The 18736-nt window shown below is 42.1% G+C and carries 20 protein-coding genes and 1 pseudogene; 8 read left to right on the top strand and 13 right to left on the bottom strand.

The annotated features are described in order from the left end of the window. Nucleotides 1–139: 139 nt before the first annotated feature. Complete coding sequence (locus IJ00_RS02840; protein ID WP_035149878.1) at nt 140–2467, bottom strand: polyprenyl synthetase family protein; 2328 nt, start codon at nt 2465–2467, stop codon at nt 140–142. A gap of 628 nt (nt 2468–3095) precedes the next feature. On the opposite strand from IJ00_RS02840, the gene IJ00_RS02835 reads away from it, so the two are divergent. Next, nucleotides 3096–3512: a DUF2809 domain-containing protein gene (locus tag IJ00_RS02835; protein ID WP_035149875.1), complete on the top strand. Its 417-nt coding sequence runs from the start codon at nt 3096–3098 to the stop codon at nt 3510–3512. Then, entirely contained in the window at nt 3490–3714 is a 225-nt protein-coding gene (locus IJ00_RS02830) for a DUF167 domain-containing protein (protein WP_035149874.1), read from the top strand. Before IJ00_RS02835 ends, IJ00_RS02830 begins: the two co-directional genes overlap by 23 nt. Before the next feature lie 90 nt (nt 3715–3804). Here IJ00_RS02830 and IJ00_RS02825 read toward each other — a convergent pair whose 3' ends face one another. Then, on the bottom strand, nt 3805–4440 hold the full coding sequence (locus IJ00_RS02825; RefSeq protein WP_035158320.1) for a glutathione S-transferase family protein: 636 nt from the start codon (nt 4438–4440) through the stop codon (nt 3805–3807). A gap of 218 nt (nt 4441–4658) precedes the next feature. On the opposite strand from IJ00_RS02825, the gene IJ00_RS02820 reads away from it, so the two are divergent. From IJ00_RS02820 to gatC, 3 genes are all read left to right on the top strand, one after another. Continuing rightward, nucleotides 4659–5333 (top strand): SOS response-associated peptidase, encoded by a 675-nt coding sequence (locus IJ00_RS02820; RefSeq protein ID WP_035149872.1) that lies wholly within the window; start codon nt 4659–4661, stop codon nt 5331–5333. Nucleotides 5334–5518: 185 nt separating this feature from the next. After that, nucleotides 5519–6040 carry a photosystem I assembly protein Ycf3 gene (locus IJ00_RS02815; protein ID WP_035149871.1) on the top strand — a complete coding sequence of 174 codons (522 nt, stop codon included), beginning with the start codon at nt 5519–5521 and terminating at the stop codon, nt 6038–6040. 50 nt (nt 6041–6090) lie between these two features. Further along, nucleotides 6091–6381 carry an Asp-tRNA(Asn)/Glu-tRNA(Gln) amidotransferase subunit GatC gene (gene gatC, locus IJ00_RS02810; protein WP_035149869.1) on the top strand — a complete coding sequence of 97 codons (291 nt, stop codon included), beginning with the start codon at nt 6091–6093 and terminating at the stop codon, nt 6379–6381. Between the two features lie 135 nt (nt 6382–6516). On the opposite strand, the gene IJ00_RS02805 is transcribed toward gatC, so the two are convergent. Further along, nucleotides 6517–7056, bottom strand: a complete 540-nt coding sequence (locus IJ00_RS02805) for a hypothetical protein (RefSeq protein WP_035149867.1) — start codon at nt 7054–7056, stop codon at nt 6517–6519. A 227-nt stretch (nt 7057–7283) separates the two neighbouring features. Between IJ00_RS02805 and IJ00_RS02800 the strand changes: the two genes are divergently transcribed. Then, the gene (locus IJ00_RS02800) at nt 7284–7889 is read left to right on the top strand and encodes a DapH/DapD/GlmU-related protein (RefSeq protein WP_035149865.1); all 606 of its coding nucleotides are present in this window, start codon (nt 7284–7286) and stop codon (nt 7887–7889) included. Here the strand turns inward: IJ00_RS02800 and recR are convergent. The 5 genes and pseudogenes from recR to IJ00_RS02775 all read right to left on the bottom strand — a co-directional run. After that, nucleotides 7886–8482, bottom strand: a pseudogene (gene recR, locus IJ00_RS02795) (recombination mediator RecR); the annotation flags it as partial. The gene IJ00_RS02800 and the pseudogene recR sit on opposite strands and share 4 nt — an antisense overlap. A gap of 129 nt (nt 8483–8611) precedes the next feature. After that, a complete protein-coding gene (locus tag IJ00_RS02790; protein ID WP_035149860.1) occupies nt 8612–9004 on the bottom strand; it encodes a hypothetical protein in 393 nt (130 codons plus the stop codon). Between the two features lie 80 nt (nt 9005–9084). Continuing rightward, nucleotides 9085–11016, bottom strand: coding sequence for a tetratricopeptide repeat protein (locus IJ00_RS02785; RefSeq protein WP_035149857.1), 1932 nt, complete (start codon nt 11014–11016; stop codon nt 9085–9087). Between the two features lie 72 nt (nt 11017–11088). Beyond that, nucleotides 11089–11523: a hypothetical protein gene (locus tag IJ00_RS02780; RefSeq protein WP_035149855.1), complete on the bottom strand. Its 435-nt coding sequence runs from the start codon at nt 11521–11523 to the stop codon at nt 11089–11091. Between the two features lie 142 nt (nt 11524–11665). Beyond that, nucleotides 11666–13147 (bottom strand): energy transducer TonB, encoded by a 1482-nt coding sequence (locus IJ00_RS02775; RefSeq protein ID WP_035149852.1) that lies wholly within the window; start codon nt 13145–13147, stop codon nt 11666–11668. A 302-nt stretch (nt 13148–13449) separates the two neighbouring features. Here IJ00_RS02775 and IJ00_RS02770 point away from each other — a divergent pair, with 302 nt between their 5' ends. Beyond that, nucleotides 13450–14106: a MotA/TolQ/ExbB proton channel family protein gene (locus IJ00_RS02770; RefSeq protein WP_082127243.1), complete on the top strand. Its 657-nt coding sequence runs from the start codon at nt 13450–13452 to the stop codon at nt 14104–14106. Continuing rightward, nucleotides 14090–14494, top strand: coding sequence for a biopolymer transporter ExbD (locus tag IJ00_RS02765; RefSeq protein ID WP_035149847.1), 405 nt, complete (start codon nt 14090–14092; stop codon nt 14492–14494). Before IJ00_RS02770 ends, IJ00_RS02765 begins: the two co-directional genes overlap by 17 nt. A 99-nt stretch (nt 14495–14593) precedes the next feature. Here IJ00_RS02765 and IJ00_RS02760 read toward each other — a convergent pair whose 3' ends face one another. From IJ00_RS02760 to IJ00_RS02745, 5 genes are all read right to left on the bottom strand, one after another. Then, entirely contained in the window at nt 14594–15079 is a 486-nt protein-coding gene (locus tag IJ00_RS02760) for an allophycocyanin (RefSeq protein ID WP_035149845.1), read from the bottom strand. Next, nucleotides 15076–16983 carry an ATP-dependent zinc metalloprotease FtsH gene (gene ftsH4 / locus IJ00_RS02755; RefSeq protein ID WP_046814698.1) on the bottom strand — a complete coding sequence of 636 codons (1908 nt, stop codon included), beginning with the start codon at nt 16981–16983 and terminating at the stop codon, nt 15076–15078. Before ftsH4 ends, IJ00_RS02760 begins: the two co-directional genes overlap by 4 nt. Before the next feature lie 582 nt (nt 16984–17565). Further along, nucleotides 17566–17727, bottom strand: coding sequence for a chlorophyll a/b-binding protein (locus IJ00_RS02750; protein ID WP_238178547.1), 162 nt, complete (start codon nt 17725–17727; stop codon nt 17566–17568). Nucleotides 17728–17777: 50 nt separating this feature from the next. After that, a complete protein-coding gene (locus IJ00_RS28685; protein WP_168163406.1) occupies nt 17778–17936 on the bottom strand; it encodes a hypothetical protein in 159 nt (52 codons plus the stop codon). Between the two features lie 129 nt (nt 17937–18065). Further along, nucleotides 18066–18326 (bottom strand): hypothetical protein, encoded by a 261-nt coding sequence (locus IJ00_RS02745; protein ID WP_144415970.1) that lies wholly within the window; start codon nt 18324–18326, stop codon nt 18066–18068. Between the last annotated feature and the right edge of the window lie 410 nt (nt 18327–18736).

Genomic DNA, 18736 nt, shown 5'->3' with positions numbered 1-18736 from the left:
AAAAGATGCTGCATGAATTTTTAATTCTTGAAAATGTACCAAGTCCAAAACCTCAGTAGAACTTGATAACGCACCACATTAAAACCCTAGCTTTTTTCAAAAAGTTGGGAATTTATCAACATCAGTAATGAAACGACTACTAATAATGGCGAGCTAGAACATACCAGCTAAAAGCACGTAGTCTTACCTTCATATCTGAGTCAGAAAATAGAGGATTAAGTTGTTGCCAAGCAGATTCAACTAGTTCCTCAGCTTGTCGCTCACAAGCAGTGATCGCCCCACAATTTTCTAATTTGCCAATCACATCCGCAATAATTTCCGGTTCCCTGGGTTGAGTTGCAATGGTTTCCCACAATAGACGCTGTTCTTGCAGAGGTAATCTAGAAATTGCCTTGGCAACGGGTAGGGTAATTTTGCCACAGGAAATATCCTCCCCCTGGGATTTCAAATTATTCGCAAATCCCTTGAGATTGAGAACATCATCGATAATTTGAAAAGCTAGCCCCAGGGACTCAAAAAAGTTCCCCAATGCTTGAATCTCAGTCTTTGTACCCCCCCCTAAAATCGCGCCTAATTCCGCAACAGAACGAGCTGGAACCGCCGATTTCAAGCGATGCACTGCCAAAACCCTTTCCTGTAACAATTCACCCTTACCCTGCTCAATCATCCCAGACATCAAGTGCTGGAAACCATGAATATCAATGGCTTGACCTGCATGGGCAGCTCGCAAAGTGGTAAAATATAATTCATAGACTTGTAATTTTTCTGCCTCTGACAGGTGAGAATTCAGTAACAGTATTTGTCCCAAAAAGTAACTTGCATTACCCGCATTAATTGCCAAAGCTTCCCCGTAGATACTATGACAGGATGCTCCCCCCCGACGCACAGTCGAACCATCTTCAACATCATCAACAATCAGAGAGCCAATGTGTAATAATTCGGGCCATGCTAACCAATGGGTTAATCCCTGGGAATTACCACCAACAAGTTGCAAACAGACAAGAGCAGCATAGGAACGCCAAGATTTTCCACCGCGATCGCTCATCTCTCGAATCGGTTGTATCAACGCTTGGGAGTATTGCTGTGTATCCAAACCTTGCAGATAATGCTCATACCCCGGACTTGCTACCAACTGACACAGCTGCTCCTGTGTCGGATTTAGGGGCAAAATTTCCTGCATGGATTTTTGAGTTTCCCGACTCACCGCACGCAAAAAACCTTCCAGGGTTTCCACCGCATCAAAACCAGTCCGCTCGACAAACCCTAGCCCCTCCACTACCTCACCACCAATATTCCCGACAATATCCACCCGTCCTTCCCAAAATGCTGGTCGGGAAATAATCGTCACAAACTCCTGATTGGGAAAAGTCGCAGTGATATCGAGACTCACATTTGCCAAGGGAATCTCCAACTGCCATCTGACTGGATAACTACTAAAAGTCCGTGTACTCACCCAACTATTCACAGGCTGAAAGGTAAACTCTTCATAGGTTTGCCAATTGCCCTTGGTATCGATTACTACTGCCCAACGTCCATGACTCTTACCATGATTCTCTTGATCAAATAAGTCAAAAGCACTTATCTGATAGCCGTTACTTAATTGTGCTGATATCCAGTTCCAGGCAATATCATGCTTAGTATCTAACTGGGAAGTGTCCGCAGCACCCTTACCAAACTCATGATCATACCAACCTACCCCTTCCGTAATCCCAAGAGCTTCACCCTCAATGACTACCATCCCTTCCACCTGACACTGGGGGATAAAATAGTAAAACATATCTTCCCCCGCAATCCCACGCACCACACCCTGATCCCCATGGCGCACAGCTGCTTTCTGGGGATGGAAATAGAGTTGACACTCAATCCCCTGTTCCCTATCTAATAAAGTCAAATGGTAGCTATGATTTGACTCTCTTTCATCCTCGCAACCATGAATTTTGACAAAGCGATTACCATCAAAATCTAGCTCTAACTTCTGCAAATTCACTAACACTTCTCTTTGCAGAATGCCATCTGGTTGGGGAATTTTTCCCTGTTCTAATACCTCCCGCAAAGCACGTCGTAGCATCCCATCTGCTTTACAATTATCACTATTAATGATTTTCAAGATAATTTCGGGAGCCGATGCATCTAGTAAGGAACCTGTATAATATTTTTTTTGCTCAACATCACTAATTCCCCAAATAATTGCATGGGCATATTTTGCTGCTTTTGTTTCCTCCTCCTTGCTGATCATCATCCGAAAAAAGGAGGCAAATAAGGAGAATTTTCTACCATCAACCCTTGTGAAATGACTATTTACATACCACCACTCTAAGGTTGATGAATTATGGGGCAAATCATGAATATTCAAGTCAATTCTACTTTCATCGGGCCAATCATCGGGAAAATGATGAAACTGTCGCAAAGTCGGAATTTTTGAATCTGGAACTGAAGCGGGGGGAAAAGAATTTAGTTGCTGTACCATGAAGGGTTTGGGTAAGTATTTTCACAACTCATACTAATTTGCTGTCAGAGTTAGTATTCTCCGGAGGGAAGCAATCTCATTATCCTGAAACTACTACGACAGAAGGCAACTTGCTATCAATACCAATTGACAAAGATATAGCAGTTCTCATTTGAGTCAAATACATCTGGGGTGCGAGGATAATGAAGGGTTTGCCCTAATTTGTATTTTATTTAAACCGTTGCAATTTACTGTCAGAATATCTTGACAGATTTGTGGGTGGCAATAATTCTCGGAATCGTTATCAGGTAGGATTAATTGCCATACTAAATAGGTGAGATTTTCGGAGCGCAGTACATCCTAAAAAAAAGCTGTGTGCTGCTAACACCTTCGACTACGATGACACAGCTAATTTTGTCGATTAGACTTTGCTTATGAATTAACCATATTACCTGCCCAGAGCAATTTATCAGGCAACTTCACAATAGTCTATTTATGCATCATTCCTTTTACTCCACTGTGCTAGCACAGCTAAAATAGTAAATCAAATTTTGTGGACACTATTAACATGAAGCGATTTATTCCATTCCATTATGTGTCTCTAATCATCTTTCAACAAAACATCGATTAACCCTACATTGCCAGAAATATGAGTGCCAAATCTCGCCAAAATATTTACATTGCCATTTCCTTACTATTTGTCACAATTTTGGGCTTTGCCTTGAAGTACTACAATGGTTTTGCCCAGGAATGGTTCAATAATTCTGGAGCAGCTATTTTTTATGAAATATTTTGGTGTTTATTCGCCTTTTGTTTTTTTCGTAGTCAACGAGCAATAATTACTATCCCTATATGGGTATTCATCGCTACTGCTCTCATCGAATTTTTACAACTCTGGCATCTCCCATTATTACAACAATTTCGTGCTACATTTATTGGCAAAACATTACTCGGAACAACCTTTACTTGGTGGGATTTTCCCCATTATCTTATAGGATGTATTTTAGGTTGGTTGTGGTTACGAATGTTATCCCCACAGGCAAATGCAAAAACAAGTAAAAGTTAAGCCAAACTCCAAAGTTCAGAAAATTCAAGAAGCTGCTGATGGGAGTCTAACGGTTCATTTAAAATCATCACCGGTTGATGGTAAAGCCAATGCAGAACTAATTAAAATCCTGGCAGAAAAGTTTTCTGTTCCCAAATCTCATGTTCATATCAAGTTAGGAACTGCATCCCGGATAAAGTTAGTGGAAATAGATATCGAATGATTTTTGGACTTTGGTAGATGCTGAGAAATAAGTCATCCATGAAAATCATGATTGATTATTTTCCATCCTATAGCCAATTTCCTACATTCATTAAGCATATTCCACTGCTGATAAAATATCCTCAGTAATACTGATATAGCTTGGTTGTGATTTTACCCTAGCTATCCACGCTTCAATGGCTGGAAATTGCGTTAAATCAAAACCACCCTCATCTGCAACATGGGTGTAGGCAAATAATGCAATATCCGCAATAGTATAACGTTCTGCTACAAAAAAATTATGAACTTTTAAATGGGACTCCATCACTTTTAAAGCTGCATAACCGGGTTCACGTTTTTGCATCAGCGCATCTTGATATTTATCTGGTTCTGCTAGAATCGATGTCCAAAATCGTGATGTGGCAATGTAAGGTTCATGGCTGTACTGTTCAAAAAACAACCATTGAAACACTTGCGCTCTCAAGAAAGGTTCATAGGGTAGAAATTCTGTACCTTCGCTCAGGTATATCAAAATAGCATTCGATTCTGACAGGTATTTTCCTGGTTCTATTTCTAAAACTGGAACTCTACCGTTAGAATTTTTACTTAAAAATTCCGGTGTCCGACTCTCTCCCTTGAGTATATCTACCTCTACTCTCTCAAATGGTACACCAATTTGTGTTAGCAAAAGACGAATTTTATAGCCATTGCCAGAAGGTAAAAAATCGTACAATCGGAGGGATTCCATGCTAATTTTTTGGAGATGAGGGTTGTCAATCATCATGATGAATTAAAATACAATAATAGTTCAAGAAAACGAATCTGTGAAATCATTTTTTGATAAATACATATTTTTTGAGAAATATCAGAATTATTTGTAATCAGAAAAAAATCGATTAAGCCATAAGTGTATTATTTATATCTCAATTTTGACGTTTGGTATAGCGCAATTAGGGGGTATTAAGAATGTGTGGAAGATTCACTTTAAGTGTAAGTCCTGTCACTATTTCTCAGGTTTTGGGAATAGCAAAAACAGTTAATTTTACGCCACAATATAATATTGCACCTACGCAAATGCTATTAGCAATTGTGTATAATTTAGATAATAATCAACGAGAATTTAAATATTTACGTTGGGGGTTAATACCTGCTTGGGCAAAGGACAGAACTATCGGAACAAGGTTGATTAATGCTAGGGGGGAAACCCTAACAGAAAAACCATCTTTTCGGACTGCGTTTCAGCGTCGTCGCTGTTTAGTAGTTGCGGATGGGTTCTATGAATGGCAAGCAGGTACAAAGCAACCCTATTATTTTCATCTGTCGGGACAACAACCCTTTGCTTTTGCGGGATTATGGGAGAAGTGGACATCTCCAACGCAGGAAGAGGTCTTTTCTTGCACCATAGTTACCACGGAAGCTAACGAATTATTAAAGCCAGTGCATCACCGGATGCCTGTAATTATCCCCCCAGAGGATTACTCTCTCTGGTTAGACCCCCAGATAACAAGTCTTGAGACTCTCCAATCATTATTGCAGCCCTATCCCACCTCCGAGATGATTGCTTATCCAGTTAGTAAACTGGTAAATAGCCCTAAACATAATAGTGCAGATTGTATTGCACCCTTGGGAACGGAAAATTAAGGCATAAATCAGTTAAATTAACTAATGGGTAATAGTTAATTGTGGCGATAGAGCTACGCTCCCCCGAAGTGGCGATAGAGCTACGCTCCCCCGAAGTGGCGATAGAGCTACGCTCCCCCGAAGCGGCGATCGCCAATGACAGCCCTAAATAAGAACATTTAGTTACATTTATTTACATCAAAGTCATGCCAAGAACCCAGAAAAACGATAATTTTATCGATAAGTCTTTTACCGTCATGGCAGATTTGATTCTCAAACTGCTACCGACAAACAAAAAAGCGAAGGAAGCTTTTGTCTATTATCGGGATGGGATGTCAGCGCAAACCGAGGGTGAGTATGCAGAAGCTTTAGATTATTACAATGAAGCTTTGACATTGGAGCAAGACAGCAACGATCGCAGTTATATTCTCTACAACATGGGGCTAATATATGCTAGTAACGGCGACCATACCAAAGCTTTAGAGTTGTACCATCAAGCTATAGAGTCAAATCCTCGTCTTCCCCAAGCGTTAAATAATATCGCTGTGATTTATCATTACCAAGGTGAAAAAGCCAAGGAAGAGGGTGATGCAGATGGAGGGGAAGCACTGTTAGATCAAGCTGCTGACTATTGGATTCGAGCAATTCGTATGGCTCCTAATAACTACATCGAAGCCCAAAACTGGTTAAAAACCACAGGTAGAATGCAAGTTGATATATTCTTTTAGTCAGTAGTGGCTAGTCAAACCCATTACCTATTACTTATTACCCATATCCCATGATTGACCGCGAACAAGTAAAAAAAGTCGCCCACTTAGCACGTTTACAATTGACTTCCCAGGAAGAGGAGCAATTTACTACTCAGTTGGTGAGTATCTTGGATTACGTTGAGCAAATGAATGAGTTAGATGTTAGTAATGTCGAACCGACTACACGAGCAATTGATGTGAGTAATATTACCCGTAGGGATGATTTAAAACCCTACCCCGAACGGGAAGCAATTCTGCAAAGCGCACCGGAACAGGAAGGGGAGTTTTTCAAAGTACCAAAAATTCTCAACGCTGATTAAGTTTTTCTATTGTTTGCTTACCATTGGTAAATCCCTGTAAAGTCTCGTCAGCATACCCTAACTCTACAGGGAATTGCCCTTGATTTCTGCCATATTTTTTGTATGGTATTTATTTCAAATTACTTGTGAGCAGGTTTAACTCTCAGATACTGTCGCTGGTTTCTGTTCTTCCTGTTTTACTTTTCGCTTACCCCAAGGTTTGACAACGGAAATCACCACAATTGCCAATACAAAAGCAGTTTGCACCATTCCACCATAGAAAACTCCCTGGTTATCAAATACATACAAGGGATTTTGTAGTGCTTTTATCCTATCTGTTGCGGAAATTGCGGTCATGGCGTTGACCCAAGGTCCTAACCAAATGGTACCAACTGTAATCAGAGTGATGGTTGCTACCCACTTTGTAATTACCCAGTAATGTTTGAAAAATCCCCAAGCGGTTAACCAGCATAATAAACCACCAGTTAGTAAGGATAAGTTGGCTGCGGGGATAATCACAAAATCATCGAGCAATTTTAATATGCGATTGATTGTATATAGCTCATCTCCATTGCTGGTGTAACGATTATTCCAAGCAAGTAACACCATACATAATGCAGTTCCTAACCAAATTCCCCCAAAAGCGATATGGAAAGATAACAACCAGTTTCTTTGCTTAACCGTTAATCTTTTCATGAAATTCGAGATAAATTACTTAGCTCGCTTATTATAAGGCTACCAAGTATTTATTGACAAGGGAAAACAACCTGCACCAATATCGAGGGTAGAAGGCAGAATCAAGACAGTGGTAAAAAATATTGCCAGCAATTCAGAAAAGCAGGGTATTCACTGACACAACATCCGTAATGTCTGGCTAAATTTAAGTAACAATTAATATATGAATAATATCTTGAGAAAAATCTATGAGAGGAATTCGTCATAAAATTGCCCATAAATTCGAGCAACTTTTGATACCGCGTTTAGTGCAGTGGTTGGAGGAGTGGCAAGGTAAGATTAGACGCTATCAACATCAACAAATCAAAGGACGATTGAAGTTTTGTGGTGTGGGTGTGCGGTTTAAACGGGAGTTGCGCATTGAGCATCCAGAAAATGTATCTCTGGGAGAGAAAATTTATGTTGGTCCCAATGTTTTGTTAGATGGTCGTGGTGGGATTACCATTGGAGATAATACGACTCTTGGTTGTAACGTGGTGATTTTATCTGCAAACCACGATTATCAGAGTAATGCTTTGCCCTACGAGCATAATGTTTATATTCATAAACCCGTCATTGTTGGTCGGAATGTGTGGATTGGTAGTAATGTTCTGATTGTTCCGGGGGTGACAATTGGGGATGGGGCAATTATTGCAGCAGGTACGGTTGTGAGTCGGGATGTTGAACCCTTGGCGATCGCCGGCAATCAACCGATGAGAATTTTGAAATACCGCGATCGCGAGCATTATCAACGATTGGTAGGGGAGCAAGGTTTAGAGGAAGTCTTACCTGTAAAGGTGTTGACTAATCCCTAATCTAATTCCCGTCTTCCTTCCAAAGCTCGTGCCAAAGTTATCTCATCTGCATATTCTAAATCACCACCCACTGGTAAACCAAAGGCGATGCGAGTCACTTTGGTAAAGGGTTTTAATAATTGACCTATATATAAGGTGGTGGTTTCCCCTTCCACGCTGGGAGTAATTGCTAGTATTACTTCCCTGGGTTGTTCCTTGCTCACCCGTCTGACTAATGCTTGAATTGTCAACTGTTCTGGACCAATACCATCGATTGGGGAGATGACTCCACCTAAAACGTGATATTTACCTTTGAATTCTCTGGTTTTCTCTAGAGCTATTAAGTCACGGGAGTCTGCCACTACGCACATAGTACTGCGATCGCGGCTAGGATTACGGCAAATTTCACATACAGGTTCGGCAGATAGATGAAAACAAACCTGACACAAACCGATTTGTTGTTTAGCATCAATTAAAGCCTGTGCTAAAGCTTCAATTTCCGCTTCAGGACGCTTGAGAATATGTAATGCTAATCTCTGAGCAGTTTTTGGACCAACTCCCGGCAAGCGTTGTAACTGCTCAATTAATCTTGCTAAGGGACGTGCGTAAACCGTAGTTTTATCTCCAGTATTGACGTACTAGCAATATCATGACATTTATTCCTGCGTTACACCACCGCTACGCGGAATCCAAAATGCTCCCTGCTCCCTGCTCCCCTGCTCCCCTGCTTACACAGCAATTGTTTATTTTTTTATTTGGAATTCCCTTATTTGCTCGTCATCAATATTTATGCCGCGACGCTGTAAGTAAGGGTGTAAATTAATTTGTATAAACAAATCCTTCAATTGGGAGGCAATTTCTTCAGGAGGATTTCCAGATAAAGCTGTTGCAATCAAACGTTCCGCTATTTTCAACTCTCCACAATCGATCGCCAGAGTTGCCGCACTACGATGCAAAATCGAGCGAGTGGGTTCAGCATCTAATTGATTAACAATTAATTCTGCTGCGGCTAGTTCATTTTCAAATGCTTGTCGGGTAAGCAAGGACGCTTGTTCTAAGTCACCCCGAAGCTTGGCGACTATCGCAGCTTCTGCCAAATCCATTGCAGTAGTGTGTTTTTCTTGAATTTGACTCATTTTCTCGCCACAAAACAAAGGGGTGTACTAAATTCAACCACAATCACGTAGGCTGGAAAAGGTAAATTTTCCTGTTCTCATTAGAGATGATCGCGTAAATCTGCTAAATTCTCACGCACTCTCACAGTATTAGGATGATTCTCTCCTAAACTTCGCTCTAAAATATTCAAAGCTTGGAGAAACAAGGGTTCAGCTTGGTCGTACTTTCCTTGGGAATTATAGAGTAATGCCAAGTTGTTAAGGCTTTGGGCGAAATGGGGATGATTGTCTCCCAGCAGGCGTTGTCTGAGTTCTAAAGCTTGGAGAAACAGGGGTTCGGCTTGGTCGTACTTTCCTTGGGAATTGTAGAGATATGCCAAGTTGTTGAGGCTGGTGGCGACAAGGGGATGATTGTTTCCCAGCAGACGTTTATAGAGTTCTAACGCTTGGAGAAACAGGGGTTCGGCTTGATCGTACTTTCCTTGGGAATAGTAGAGTAATGCCAAGTTGTTAAGGCTGGTGGCGACATCGGGATGATTTTCTCCCAGCAGGCGTTGTCTGAGTTCTAAAGCTTGGAAAAACAAAGGTTCGGCTTGATCGTACTTTCCTTGGGAATTGTAGAGTAATGCCAAATTGTTAAGGCTGGAGGCGATATCGGGATGATTTTCTCCCAGCAGGCGTTGTCTGAGTTCTAAAGCTTGGAAAAACAAAGGTTCGGCTTGATCGTACTTTCCTTGGGAATTGTAGAGATATGCCAAATTGTTAAGGCTGGAGGCGACATCGGAGTGATTGTCTCCCAAGCGGTTTTGTACTGTTGATAAACACTGTTTTCTCCAAGGTTCGGCTTGGGTATATAACCCTTGTCCCTCATAGAAGTTAGCCAAGCCAACGAAATGCCAAATTAAATCTTCATCACTGACATATTGAATGAGATTGTTTGCTACTTCAGCTATGTGTGGTATGGCAAGGGAAACAGCGTTAATTTCTTCAAGGGTAGGAGTCTCAGGAATTTTTTTAGCAACTGCTACCATTACCTGACAAAACGATCGCTTAAATTCCTCTGCTTGCTCTAAACCTGTAAACTTAGATTGGAAAAATTCCCGCAGTAGGGGATGTAGTTGATAAATTCCTTCACCTTTGCGCTGGAGTAGATGCAGATACAGCAGCTTATTATCTCGAATTTTTTCTAAATCTTCCTCGTCTTTGTCTGGTAGGCACTGTTCTACTAAGTTCCAGGGTATGGGTGCGGTTGCAAATAAACTGAGTACACAGCCTAATAACTGATCATCCTCTGCTAAGTCCTCCCAACTCAACTCAAAGGCGGCTTGCACTCCGCGTTGTGCTGTCATATCAGCATCTGGCTTGTCCAGTGCATCTTGTTCTAATCGCTTTTTCTCTAAACGCTGCATCATTTTCGAGAGGGATAAATCCTGTTTCCGCGCCAGATATCGCCCCACCAACTCTAAACCCAAAGGCAAATACCCCAGCCATTCGCACAACTGTTTTGCTACATCTAATTCTCTCTCAATTCGCCCTGGTGTTTCTGCCAGCAAAGACCGTAACAACTCCAACGCTGCATCTGGTTGTAATACATCTAAAGATAATTGCTTGATGCCTGCACCCAACTTTTTGCGGGTAGTCATCAACACTTTAAATCGGGAAGATGCGCCCTGTAGGTAAGGTCTGATTTGCTGATAATCTGTGAGATCATCCACAACCAGCAGCACATTACCCTCACGCCAATTCCGCCAGCAGTATTGTACTTGTGTAGGTAAATCAAAATCTTCTGGTGGCTTTAAATCAAGCTGAGTTCTGGCAAACTGCACCACTTGAACGCCAAAATCCTCAACTTTCGCCTGTAACCAGCACAGTCCACCTTTGTAGTTTTCGCGCTGAGTCATGGCATATTGCAAGGCGAGTTCTGTTTTACCCAGTCCACCCATTCCCAAAATAGCTGCAATGGCTACTTGGTTATTTTCTTGCAAAAGTTTATGGAGTTCTTCCAGTTCTTCATCACGTCCGACAAATTTCACTACCCCACTCAGGGGTAAATTTTGCGGTATTTCAGGATTTGACTTTACCCGTTCCTGTTCGGGCGACTTTAGTCAAATGTGAATACCACCATAGTTAGTACCCACCTGAACTAATTTTTCAATAGATTCAGCTAACTTTGCATTATTGATCACACCTGCTGGTTGTGAGTTGAGGTCATTTGCTAAAGCCTGAACTTTCGGTGCTACTTGGGGGTCAGCATTTGCGGCTGCTTCTACTTCCCGCACCGATTGAGCAATTTCGGTATCTGTATCGGCTGCGGCTTTCAACTCCAACACAGCTTGACCATAATCTAACGCTTCCTGTACGTTTCCCTCTGGCGCATTCGCTAACAAAGGTACTTTATTTTTCTGGCGTAGCTTTGCGATTAACTCGTTACTTTTTTCTAATGCAGCTTCTCCCAGCTTTTCGCCTGTTTTTTCTAAAGCCTTAGTTAAAACTATAGTAGCGATCGCAGTTCCTACGGCTGTTAAGGTTACTGGTTCCATAACTTAACAAGAATATTCAGAGATTATACTGATTTTTCCTCATCATAACAGTTTCTCAATATAGGAAGCGGTTGATCACTTTATCAAGGGTTCCAGGCTATGTTTCAAAAACCAAATCTCATTAACTGAACCCGATTGTGCTTTATTCCGGTTGTGGTGGAGCAGGTGCGACAGGTGCAGCAGTTGGAAGCTCTCGACGACGACGCAAAGCGTTTCTCAGTCTGTTGCCAGAATCTGAATTAGATTGGTTAATTTCTCGCCTGCGTCTGCGGATAGGTGTGGATGGTGTGGACTCACTGCGTGTAACACGGGTGGCTTCTGTATTTCTGCGTAATCTCCGTGACAATCTCTCCCTGACTGGGGTTTGACTACGTTCTACAGAACGGCGAGTTTCCTCGGATGTGGTTTCAATACGTCTTCTGCGTCTGGTTGTCGCAACTTCGGAATTATTTAGGGAAGCTTCTAAACGTCTGCGTCTGGGTGTTTCTTCCCTTTGATTACTAGTATCAGTTGCCACTTCCCTAGTTCTTTCCCTTGCCTCACGTTGTTGTCTTCGCTCCCGAACCTCTCGATGGCGGCGAGAACCTTGGATGGCGTATTCTGTGGCAATATTTACCCCCTGTCTGCCGCTTTCCGAAGGTTTTAATTTCCATCGTCTTGCCTGTTCTGCGTGTGCCCGATCTAACTCTTCGCTACCACTGGATTTAGTCACACGAACATTCGTCACATTTCCCTGGGAGTCGGTATCTACTGCTACTTCTACCCGACCTTCCACACCGCGTCTTCTGGCTTGCTCTGGGTAGCTGGTGTTACATTCCCGACAGGCGGCTCGCCCATTTCCGGAACGAGGAGAGGAGAGTTGAGAGGAGGGTTCGCCACTTTCTATATTGGGGGTTCTCGGTTGGGTGGGTGCGCTGGAAATGATTCCCCGTGAGCGACGTTCTGAAGGAATTCCTAGGCGATCGCCACCATTGTTATTACTATTGCCGTTACCGTTACCATTCCCATTTCCACTTTCTACAGTCACCCCATTTCCAGAGTTAGAAGTCAGTGGAGAAATCGCATTACTACTACTATTATCCGTCGGTGTTGCTCTGCTATCCCTGATACCTCGCAGTCTCCCCACTAACTTATCACTGCTGGGGTTCTCTGGGTTGGGTTTTGCCACAGATACAGGATTGGGATTGACAACAGTTCTCTCCCTCTGTATTTCCCTAGAAATATTTCTTTCCACAGGTTTTTCTGGTTGCACCCTTTCCACCCTCTCGACTTCCCTGGGTTTTTCGGGTTGTACCCTTTCCACCTTCAAGGGTTGGACTTTCTGCATAGGTTCAGGGGTGGCAACGACTACTTTCTCTTCCTTGCGTATCTCCGGTTTAACTTCTGGTTGCTTTTCTAATTTTGCTTCTACTGGTGGCTGTGTTTCTATCGGTGTCGGTTCTACAAAGGTTATTTCTATGGGTTCTTCTTCTAAGTCGGGAGTTCTTGCCAAAAAGTTACCAATCCCGGAAGCCAGTACACCAATATGGAATACAAAAGAACCTAGTAGACTGAGAGCTAAAAATGTTTTCAGGGATTTTATCTCTTGCTCTCTTTGCGACTCAGCGATACTAGAAACACTCATAAGGTTATTGCTACTAATTTTCACCAGTGCTTGCTAGCTTAGAATGGCAGGTCTTAAAAGTCAACTAAGACAAGCTGTCGTAAAAAAGATGAATTCAAATCATTAAAAGCTAGATTCGGCTTCAAAATCTAGGCTTCTAGACTCAGGCTTTAGCCAATTACTGTCAGCAAATCTCTACAATACTTGACATTGGTTCTCAGTCATCGTAATTTATCAATAAAACAAAGCAAAAAATTTCTGAGATTATTTTTCAGCTAATATTTTGGTTGTGTGATATTGCTTAAAAATCAAGGCTCTAAATCATGATGCTGAATAGGCTATTTTCAGCAGGTGGCGTGGTGATGTGGCCCCTGTTAGTATTTTCCGTTGTTGCTGTAGCATTGATAGTGGAACGTATCAGCTTTTGGTACGGGATTACCCAGCGCCAAAGTCGGGTTGTGAGGGAAGTACTTAACCTCTATCGTCTGGATAATGTGGTTGGTGCGTTAGATAAGTTACAACAAAATGCGGATTTACCCATTGCCCGAATTTTTCTCGCAGCATTGGAGCTAGAAGAACCAACTCCGGAAGAATTTCGTTTAGCTTTAGAAAGTGAAGCGCAGGCAGAAATCCCCGTAATCAAGCGTTTCAACAATATTTTTGAAACCATTATTAGTTTATCCCCCCTGTTAGGTTTGTTAGGAACAGTGCTAGGTTTGATTACTTCCTTCGCATCTTTGAATATTGGTGATGTGGGGGCAAGTAAAACATCAGGGGTAACAGGTGGTATTAGTGAAGCGCTGGTATCTACAGCTTCCGGCTTGATAGTCGCAATTTTTACCTTACTCTTTGCCAATACCTTTCGAGGATTGTATCAACGGCAGATTGCTTTGATTCAAGAATATGGTGGGCAGTTAGAGTTACTTTACCGTCGTCGCTATGAGAGAGGGGAGGAAAAGTCCTATGCGTCTACAAGATGATGCAGATATCCCAGCACAGATTAATATTGTGCCGATGATTGACGTGATTTTTGCGATTTTGACCTTTTTTATCATGTCTACCCTGTTTTTGACTCGTTCTGAGGGTTTACCTGTGAACTTGCCCAAAGCAGCATCGGCAAAACAGCAGCAAGTCCCCACCAAGATTACTGTCACGGTGAAAGAAGGGGGAGAAATTAGTGTGAATCGGCAACCTGCAAGGGTAGAAAATCTCAAAGCCCAGATTCAATCCTTAGCTGGTGGTAACTCGGAGCCAATAGTAGTAATTAATGCCGATACTAAGGTAGAGCATGGGCAAGTGGTGGCAGTGATGGATCAGGTGCGTCAAGTACCAGGAGCAAAATTAGCTATCGCCACCCAAAAACCCTAATTTTTATCCAGGGCTTCCAAAAAAAACTAGAGACGTTCCACTGGAATATCTCTACAAGGGTATAGGGTAAGGTAATGAATTTTGCTTGATGTCTATCGTCTAATTGAGAGCATTAATTAGGTAGTCAAAATAAGCACCAACTTCCGTAGCGTCTTCCCCCGATAACATCGAGATGGCGATACTTTTCATTCCACGAACACCTTCAGCAACAGCATCAATGGGAGTACCCAAAGATCTGTACATTTGGCGAACACCCACAATCCCGATCTCTTGAATTGGAGTCGTATCTCCTGCTGCAACGCTGTAGGTAATCAAGCGCAGATAGTAATCCATATCCCGCAAACAGGTGGCAGTCATCTCTTTGCCATAAGCATTGCCACCAGGTGAAACCAGACGTGGACTTTTTTGAAATAGTTGGTTGGCAGCTTCTTTGACAATGCGATCGCGACTTTGGGTTAAAGCTTTTACCAGATGCAGACGGCGATCGCTACTTTGAACAAATATCTTAATTTGCTCCATTTCTCCAGGAGTAAAATAGCGAACCTCCGCATCTGCATTGACAATCATCTTTGTAATAATACTCATAAGTTAACTCCTGAAAGATGTAAATTAGGTTTATCTGAAATGGTTAAATTGTTTACGGCTTGAACTTGACTCAGCAAACTGTGCAGTTTCTCACCCTCAATCACTTCTGTCTCTAAGAGTTGAGTGGCGATCGCCTCCAGTAAGTCACGGTTGAGCTTGAGTGTATCCAAAGCTTGTTGGTGAGCCGTCTCTACAATCTCCTTCACTTCGCGATCAATTGCCTGCGCTGTTTCCTCACTCATCATCCGACGGGGATTGGACATACCATCACCCAGGAACATGGGTTGTTGTCCCTGTTGGTATGCCTGGGGTCCCAAGATTTTACTCATTCCGTAGGTAGTCACCATTCGCTCTGCTAAATCTGTTGCTCTTTGCAAATCATTGGCTGCACCCGTAGTAATACTGTTAAACACAATCTCTTCAGCTGAACGCCCACCAAGCAAGGTAGCAATTTGACCCCGCAATTCGGCTTCGTCTATGAGAAACCGATCCTCTGTTGGCAGTTGCAGCGTATAACCTAGTGCTGCCATACCCCTTGGTACAATAGAAATCTTCTCAACTCGACCACTTGTAGTCATCAGAGAACCGACTAAAGCATGACCAACTTCGTGGTAAGCGACAATTTTCTTTTCCTTCTCGTTGAGGACACGGCTTTTCTTTTCTAAACCTGCCACAACTCGCTCGATCGCTTCCGCAAAATCTGACTGTGCCACTGTTTGCCGTTGATTGCGGGCTGCTAACAGAGCCGCTTCATTTACCAGGTTAGCCAAGTCTGCCCCAGCAAAACCAGGAGTACGAGTGGCGATCGCCTTCAGATTCACATCCTCACCCAGCTTGACTTTCCGCGCATGGATTTTGAGAATTGCTTCTCGTCCCGATAATTCCGGGCGATCGACCAACACTTGACGGTCAAATCTACCAGGACGCAACAGAGCCGGGTCTAATACTTCCGGGCGATTTGTAGCTGCCAGCACAATCACTGTGGCATCTTCCACGGAAAACCCGTCCATCTCTGCTAGCAACTGGTTGAGTGTCTGTTCCCGCTCATCATTGCCGCCGTAGAACCCACCACTGCTGCGAGACTTGCCGATCGCGTCCAGTTCATCAATGAACACGATGCAGGGAGCCTGTTTCTTTGCCTGCTCAAACAAATCACGGACTCGTGAAGAACCCACACCCACAAAAAGTTCTACAAATTCCGAGCCAGAGATACTAAAAAACGGCACACCTGCTTCTCCAGCCACGGCTTTTGCCAGCAAGGTTTTACCTGTCCCTGGTGGTCCGACAAGTAACACTCCCTTGGGAATTCGTGCCCCAATTTGGGTATAGCGTGCTGGAGTCTTGAGAAAATCTACCACCTCAACTAACTCAGTCTTAGCTTCCTCTACCCCAGCTACATCTGCAAAGGTAATTTTGCCAGACTCTCCTTCTACATAAACTTTGGCTTTGCTCTTACCAATGGAGAGAACACCTTGGGGTCCGCCACCACTCCGCCTGACAAAAAACTGCCAAATTGCTACAAAGATTAATGGTGGAATCACCCAACCCAAAACATTTCCAAGCCATGCATTCTTCGGCAAAGGCGCTGCTGCAAATTCAATACCCTTCTCTTCTAACAATTTGGGTAATCCCAAATCAAAGATAGGTGTAGTAGAAAATACTTGTCCAGCTGTTTCATCAACTGTTTTTAATTGAAATTGAATCTGGTTTTGACCAATTTGTACTCGCTCAACTTCCCCTACCTGCACCTGATGGATAAACAGACTATAGGGAACACCAGGAATCTGAGGACCTAAGAAGAAAGGTAATATGAAATTTATGAACAAGAACAAAGCTGACAGCGCCAGAAAAATATTACCGAACAGGCGGGAAGGGTTGAGATTTGGTTGTTCTTTAATTGCCATCGCTATCACTCAATAGTTTTAGAGGTTTTATTTATAGGTTTTGAAGCAAAATGTGTAAGGTATTTATTAGGTTTTTCCTGACCTCAAACATAATGCAAATATAGAATTGCTAATTGATTTTTAAATCTATAGATAGGGTATATTAGCGACAGAATAACGCACAGTTTCAGGGATTTTGACGGTATAAGCTCCGTTCTGAAATGCACGGTATCGCAAGATTTTATACAAAAATCAAACATCAGTCCTATACAAACCACTGATAATTAAGGTTCTTCAGTATGTGTTATGCCAAACTATTAATTCAAACTCAAAATCTACTATCAAATTGGGTGAAAGCTTCTCAAGCGCGGAAAAGCTCTAAAACTTGAATAAAAAACTGATGTTTCTTGTAGAGCAAACGGTTTGAGCTTTTGATTATGTAGATTTAGCATATCGATTACCAAAGAGCCATAATTATTTATGCAGACTTAATTAAGCTTTGTGGCTTCACAGTTGTGAATTTTTCTGTGAAGTTCTCAACCAAGTTCAATTTAACCTGTTGTTTCTTGATTAGACTCTATAGCTAGGGCTACAATCGCTAATTTAGAGAATACTCCAGAAGTGAAGCAAACCTTGACCAGAAAAAGCTTCAATTAGGATAGCTGACATGAACCCAATCATTGCTAAACGACCATTCCAAAGTTCAGCTTGAGGTGTAAATCCCCAAAGCCCAATATTTTGTTTATTTTTCATTGAAGAGTTCATATTTATTTTTGCTGACATGGTTAATACTCCAGATTTTTGGCGAGAAATCATTATGTTTTCGGTTCAATGTTTCGTTGTTCATTTGAACTTTTGACTATACGTGTCACCACTCCATCATGTCTGTTGGGATCTTTCTTTTGTTTCTTAGTGCCATCCGATGGCTTTTTAGATTTTTTGACTTCTCTATTGCCTTTTTTCTGTTTTGACATAATATTTCTCCAATCTAGTTATTTTAATTGGCTCTTGGAATGGCACAGTTAGGGTACAAAAATGACTGAATTATGACCAGTGATCTATACCCATATTGGCGATAACATTTCGCAACACGAACCTTTTGCTTAGAAAGTTTGGAACAAGGGGATACTTGTAACCGCGAACAAGCCGAGAGTTAGCAGGCGACCGACCATAGGGCTAAGTCCCAGCGCCCTATCTTTTTTGCCTCCAGTGAAAAGCAGTGACCAGGCTTGAGTTGCATTGATTTTCTCAAAGTGATTGAAACTAGTTTTGAAAACAACAGGGGTAAATACGGAGTTACTTGTTAAGTCAGCATTCGTCGGACTGAATGCAGAGGGGTTTGTTAAGACAACATTAGTTCTCATGGGTTTTATCCTGAATTTTTGGTAAGCGTATTTTGGGTCTATGACGAAGTTGAATTCCCTACAAGACCGTCAGTAGGAGAGCCACATCTAGGCTCTAGCGAGGATTAGAAGTTCTGTGCCAGTTGTTCTGGATAGTTGATTTAACCTAAACCAAGGCTCGTCCATCAAATACTTTCCGAGGTTTCGATGGCATAGTCGTTCAGCCTACCGAATTCTGCAATCACCTAACCGCTTTTTATAAGTTTTACTTTTTACTTGGGTGATTCTTATAAATTAAATTTAACACTTCTATTACAGAATTACAACGTTTATTGCAAAAGAAAATAAATAATGATGCTTATTTGTCGGGATTTTTCCGGATATTGCGATCGCCTCAGACAAAAAATGTAGGTCAGCAACTACCTAGTAGT

It is taken from the genome of Calothrix sp. 336/3 (genome assembly GCF_000734895.2).
Taxonomy (GTDB): Bacteria; Cyanobacteriota; Cyanobacteriia; order Cyanobacteriales; family Nostocaceae; genus 336-3.
The sequence above is the reverse complement of the archived record's forward strand: the minus strand, read 5'-3'. Positions and strand labels throughout refer to the sequence as shown.

Excerpts from the sequence above, each read along its gene's own strand:
- IJ00_RS02840 (WP_035149878.1), bottom strand. The coding sequence starts at position 2,467 with ATGGTACAGCAACTAAATTCTTTTCCCCCCGCTTCAGTTCCAGATTCA.
- IJ00_RS02835 (WP_035149875.1), top strand. The coding sequence starts at position 3,096 with ATGAGTGCCAAATCTCGCCAAAATATTTACATTGCCATTTCCTTACTA.
- IJ00_RS02830 (WP_035149874.1), top strand. The coding sequence starts at position 3,490 with ATGCAAAAACAAGTAAAAGTTAAGCCAAACTCCAAAGTTCAGAAAATT.
- IJ00_RS02825 (WP_035158320.1), bottom strand. The coding sequence starts at position 4,440 with ATGGAATCCCTCCGATTGTACGATTTTTTACCTTCTGGCAATGGCTAT.
- IJ00_RS02820 (WP_035149872.1), top strand. The coding sequence starts at position 4,659 with ATGTGTGGAAGATTCACTTTAAGTGTAAGTCCTGTCACTATTTCTCAG.
- IJ00_RS02815 (WP_035149871.1), top strand. The coding sequence starts at position 5,519 with ATGCCAAGAACCCAGAAAAACGATAATTTTATCGATAAGTCTTTTACC.
- gatC (WP_035149869.1), top strand. The coding sequence starts at position 6,091 with ATGATTGACCGCGAACAAGTAAAAAAAGTCGCCCACTTAGCACGTTTA.
- IJ00_RS02805 (WP_035149867.1), bottom strand. The coding sequence starts at position 7,056 with ATGAAAAGATTAACGGTTAAGCAAAGAAACTGGTTGTTATCTTTCCAT.
- IJ00_RS02800 (WP_035149865.1), top strand. The coding sequence starts at position 7,284 with ATGAGAGGAATTCGTCATAAAATTGCCCATAAATTCGAGCAACTTTTG.
- IJ00_RS02790 (WP_035149860.1), bottom strand. The coding sequence starts at position 9,004 with ATGAGTCAAATTCAAGAAAAACACACTACTGCAATGGATTTGGCAGAA.
- IJ00_RS02780 (WP_035149855.1), bottom strand. The coding sequence starts at position 11,523 with ATGGAACCAGTAACCTTAACAGCCGTAGGAACTGCGATCGCTACTATA.
- IJ00_RS02775 (WP_035149852.1), bottom strand. The coding sequence starts at position 13,147 with ATGAGTGTTTCTAGTATCGCTGAGTCGCAAAGAGAGCAAGAGATAAAA.
- IJ00_RS02770 (WP_082127243.1), top strand. The coding sequence starts at position 13,450 with ATGATGCTGAATAGGCTATTTTCAGCAGGTGGCGTGGTGATGTGGCCC.
- IJ00_RS02765 (WP_035149847.1), top strand. The coding sequence starts at position 14,090 with ATGCGTCTACAAGATGATGCAGATATCCCAGCACAGATTAATATTGTG.
- IJ00_RS02760 (WP_035149845.1), bottom strand. The coding sequence starts at position 15,079 with ATGAGTATTATTACAAAGATGATTGTCAATGCAGATGCGGAGGTTCGC.
- ftsH4 (WP_046814698.1), bottom strand. The coding sequence starts at position 16,983 with ATGGCAATTAAAGAACAACCAAATCTCAACCCTTCCCGCCTGTTCGGT.
- IJ00_RS02750 (WP_238178547.1), bottom strand. The coding sequence starts at position 17,727 with ATGAACTCTTCAATGAAAAATAAACAAAATATTGGGCTTTGGGGATTT.
- IJ00_RS28685 (WP_168163406.1), bottom strand. The coding sequence starts at position 17,936 with ATGTCAAAACAGAAAAAAGGCAATAGAGAAGTCAAAAAATCTAAAAAG.
- IJ00_RS02745 (WP_144415970.1), bottom strand. The coding sequence starts at position 18,326 with ATGAGAACTAATGTTGTCTTAACAAACCCCTCTGCATTCAGTCCGACG.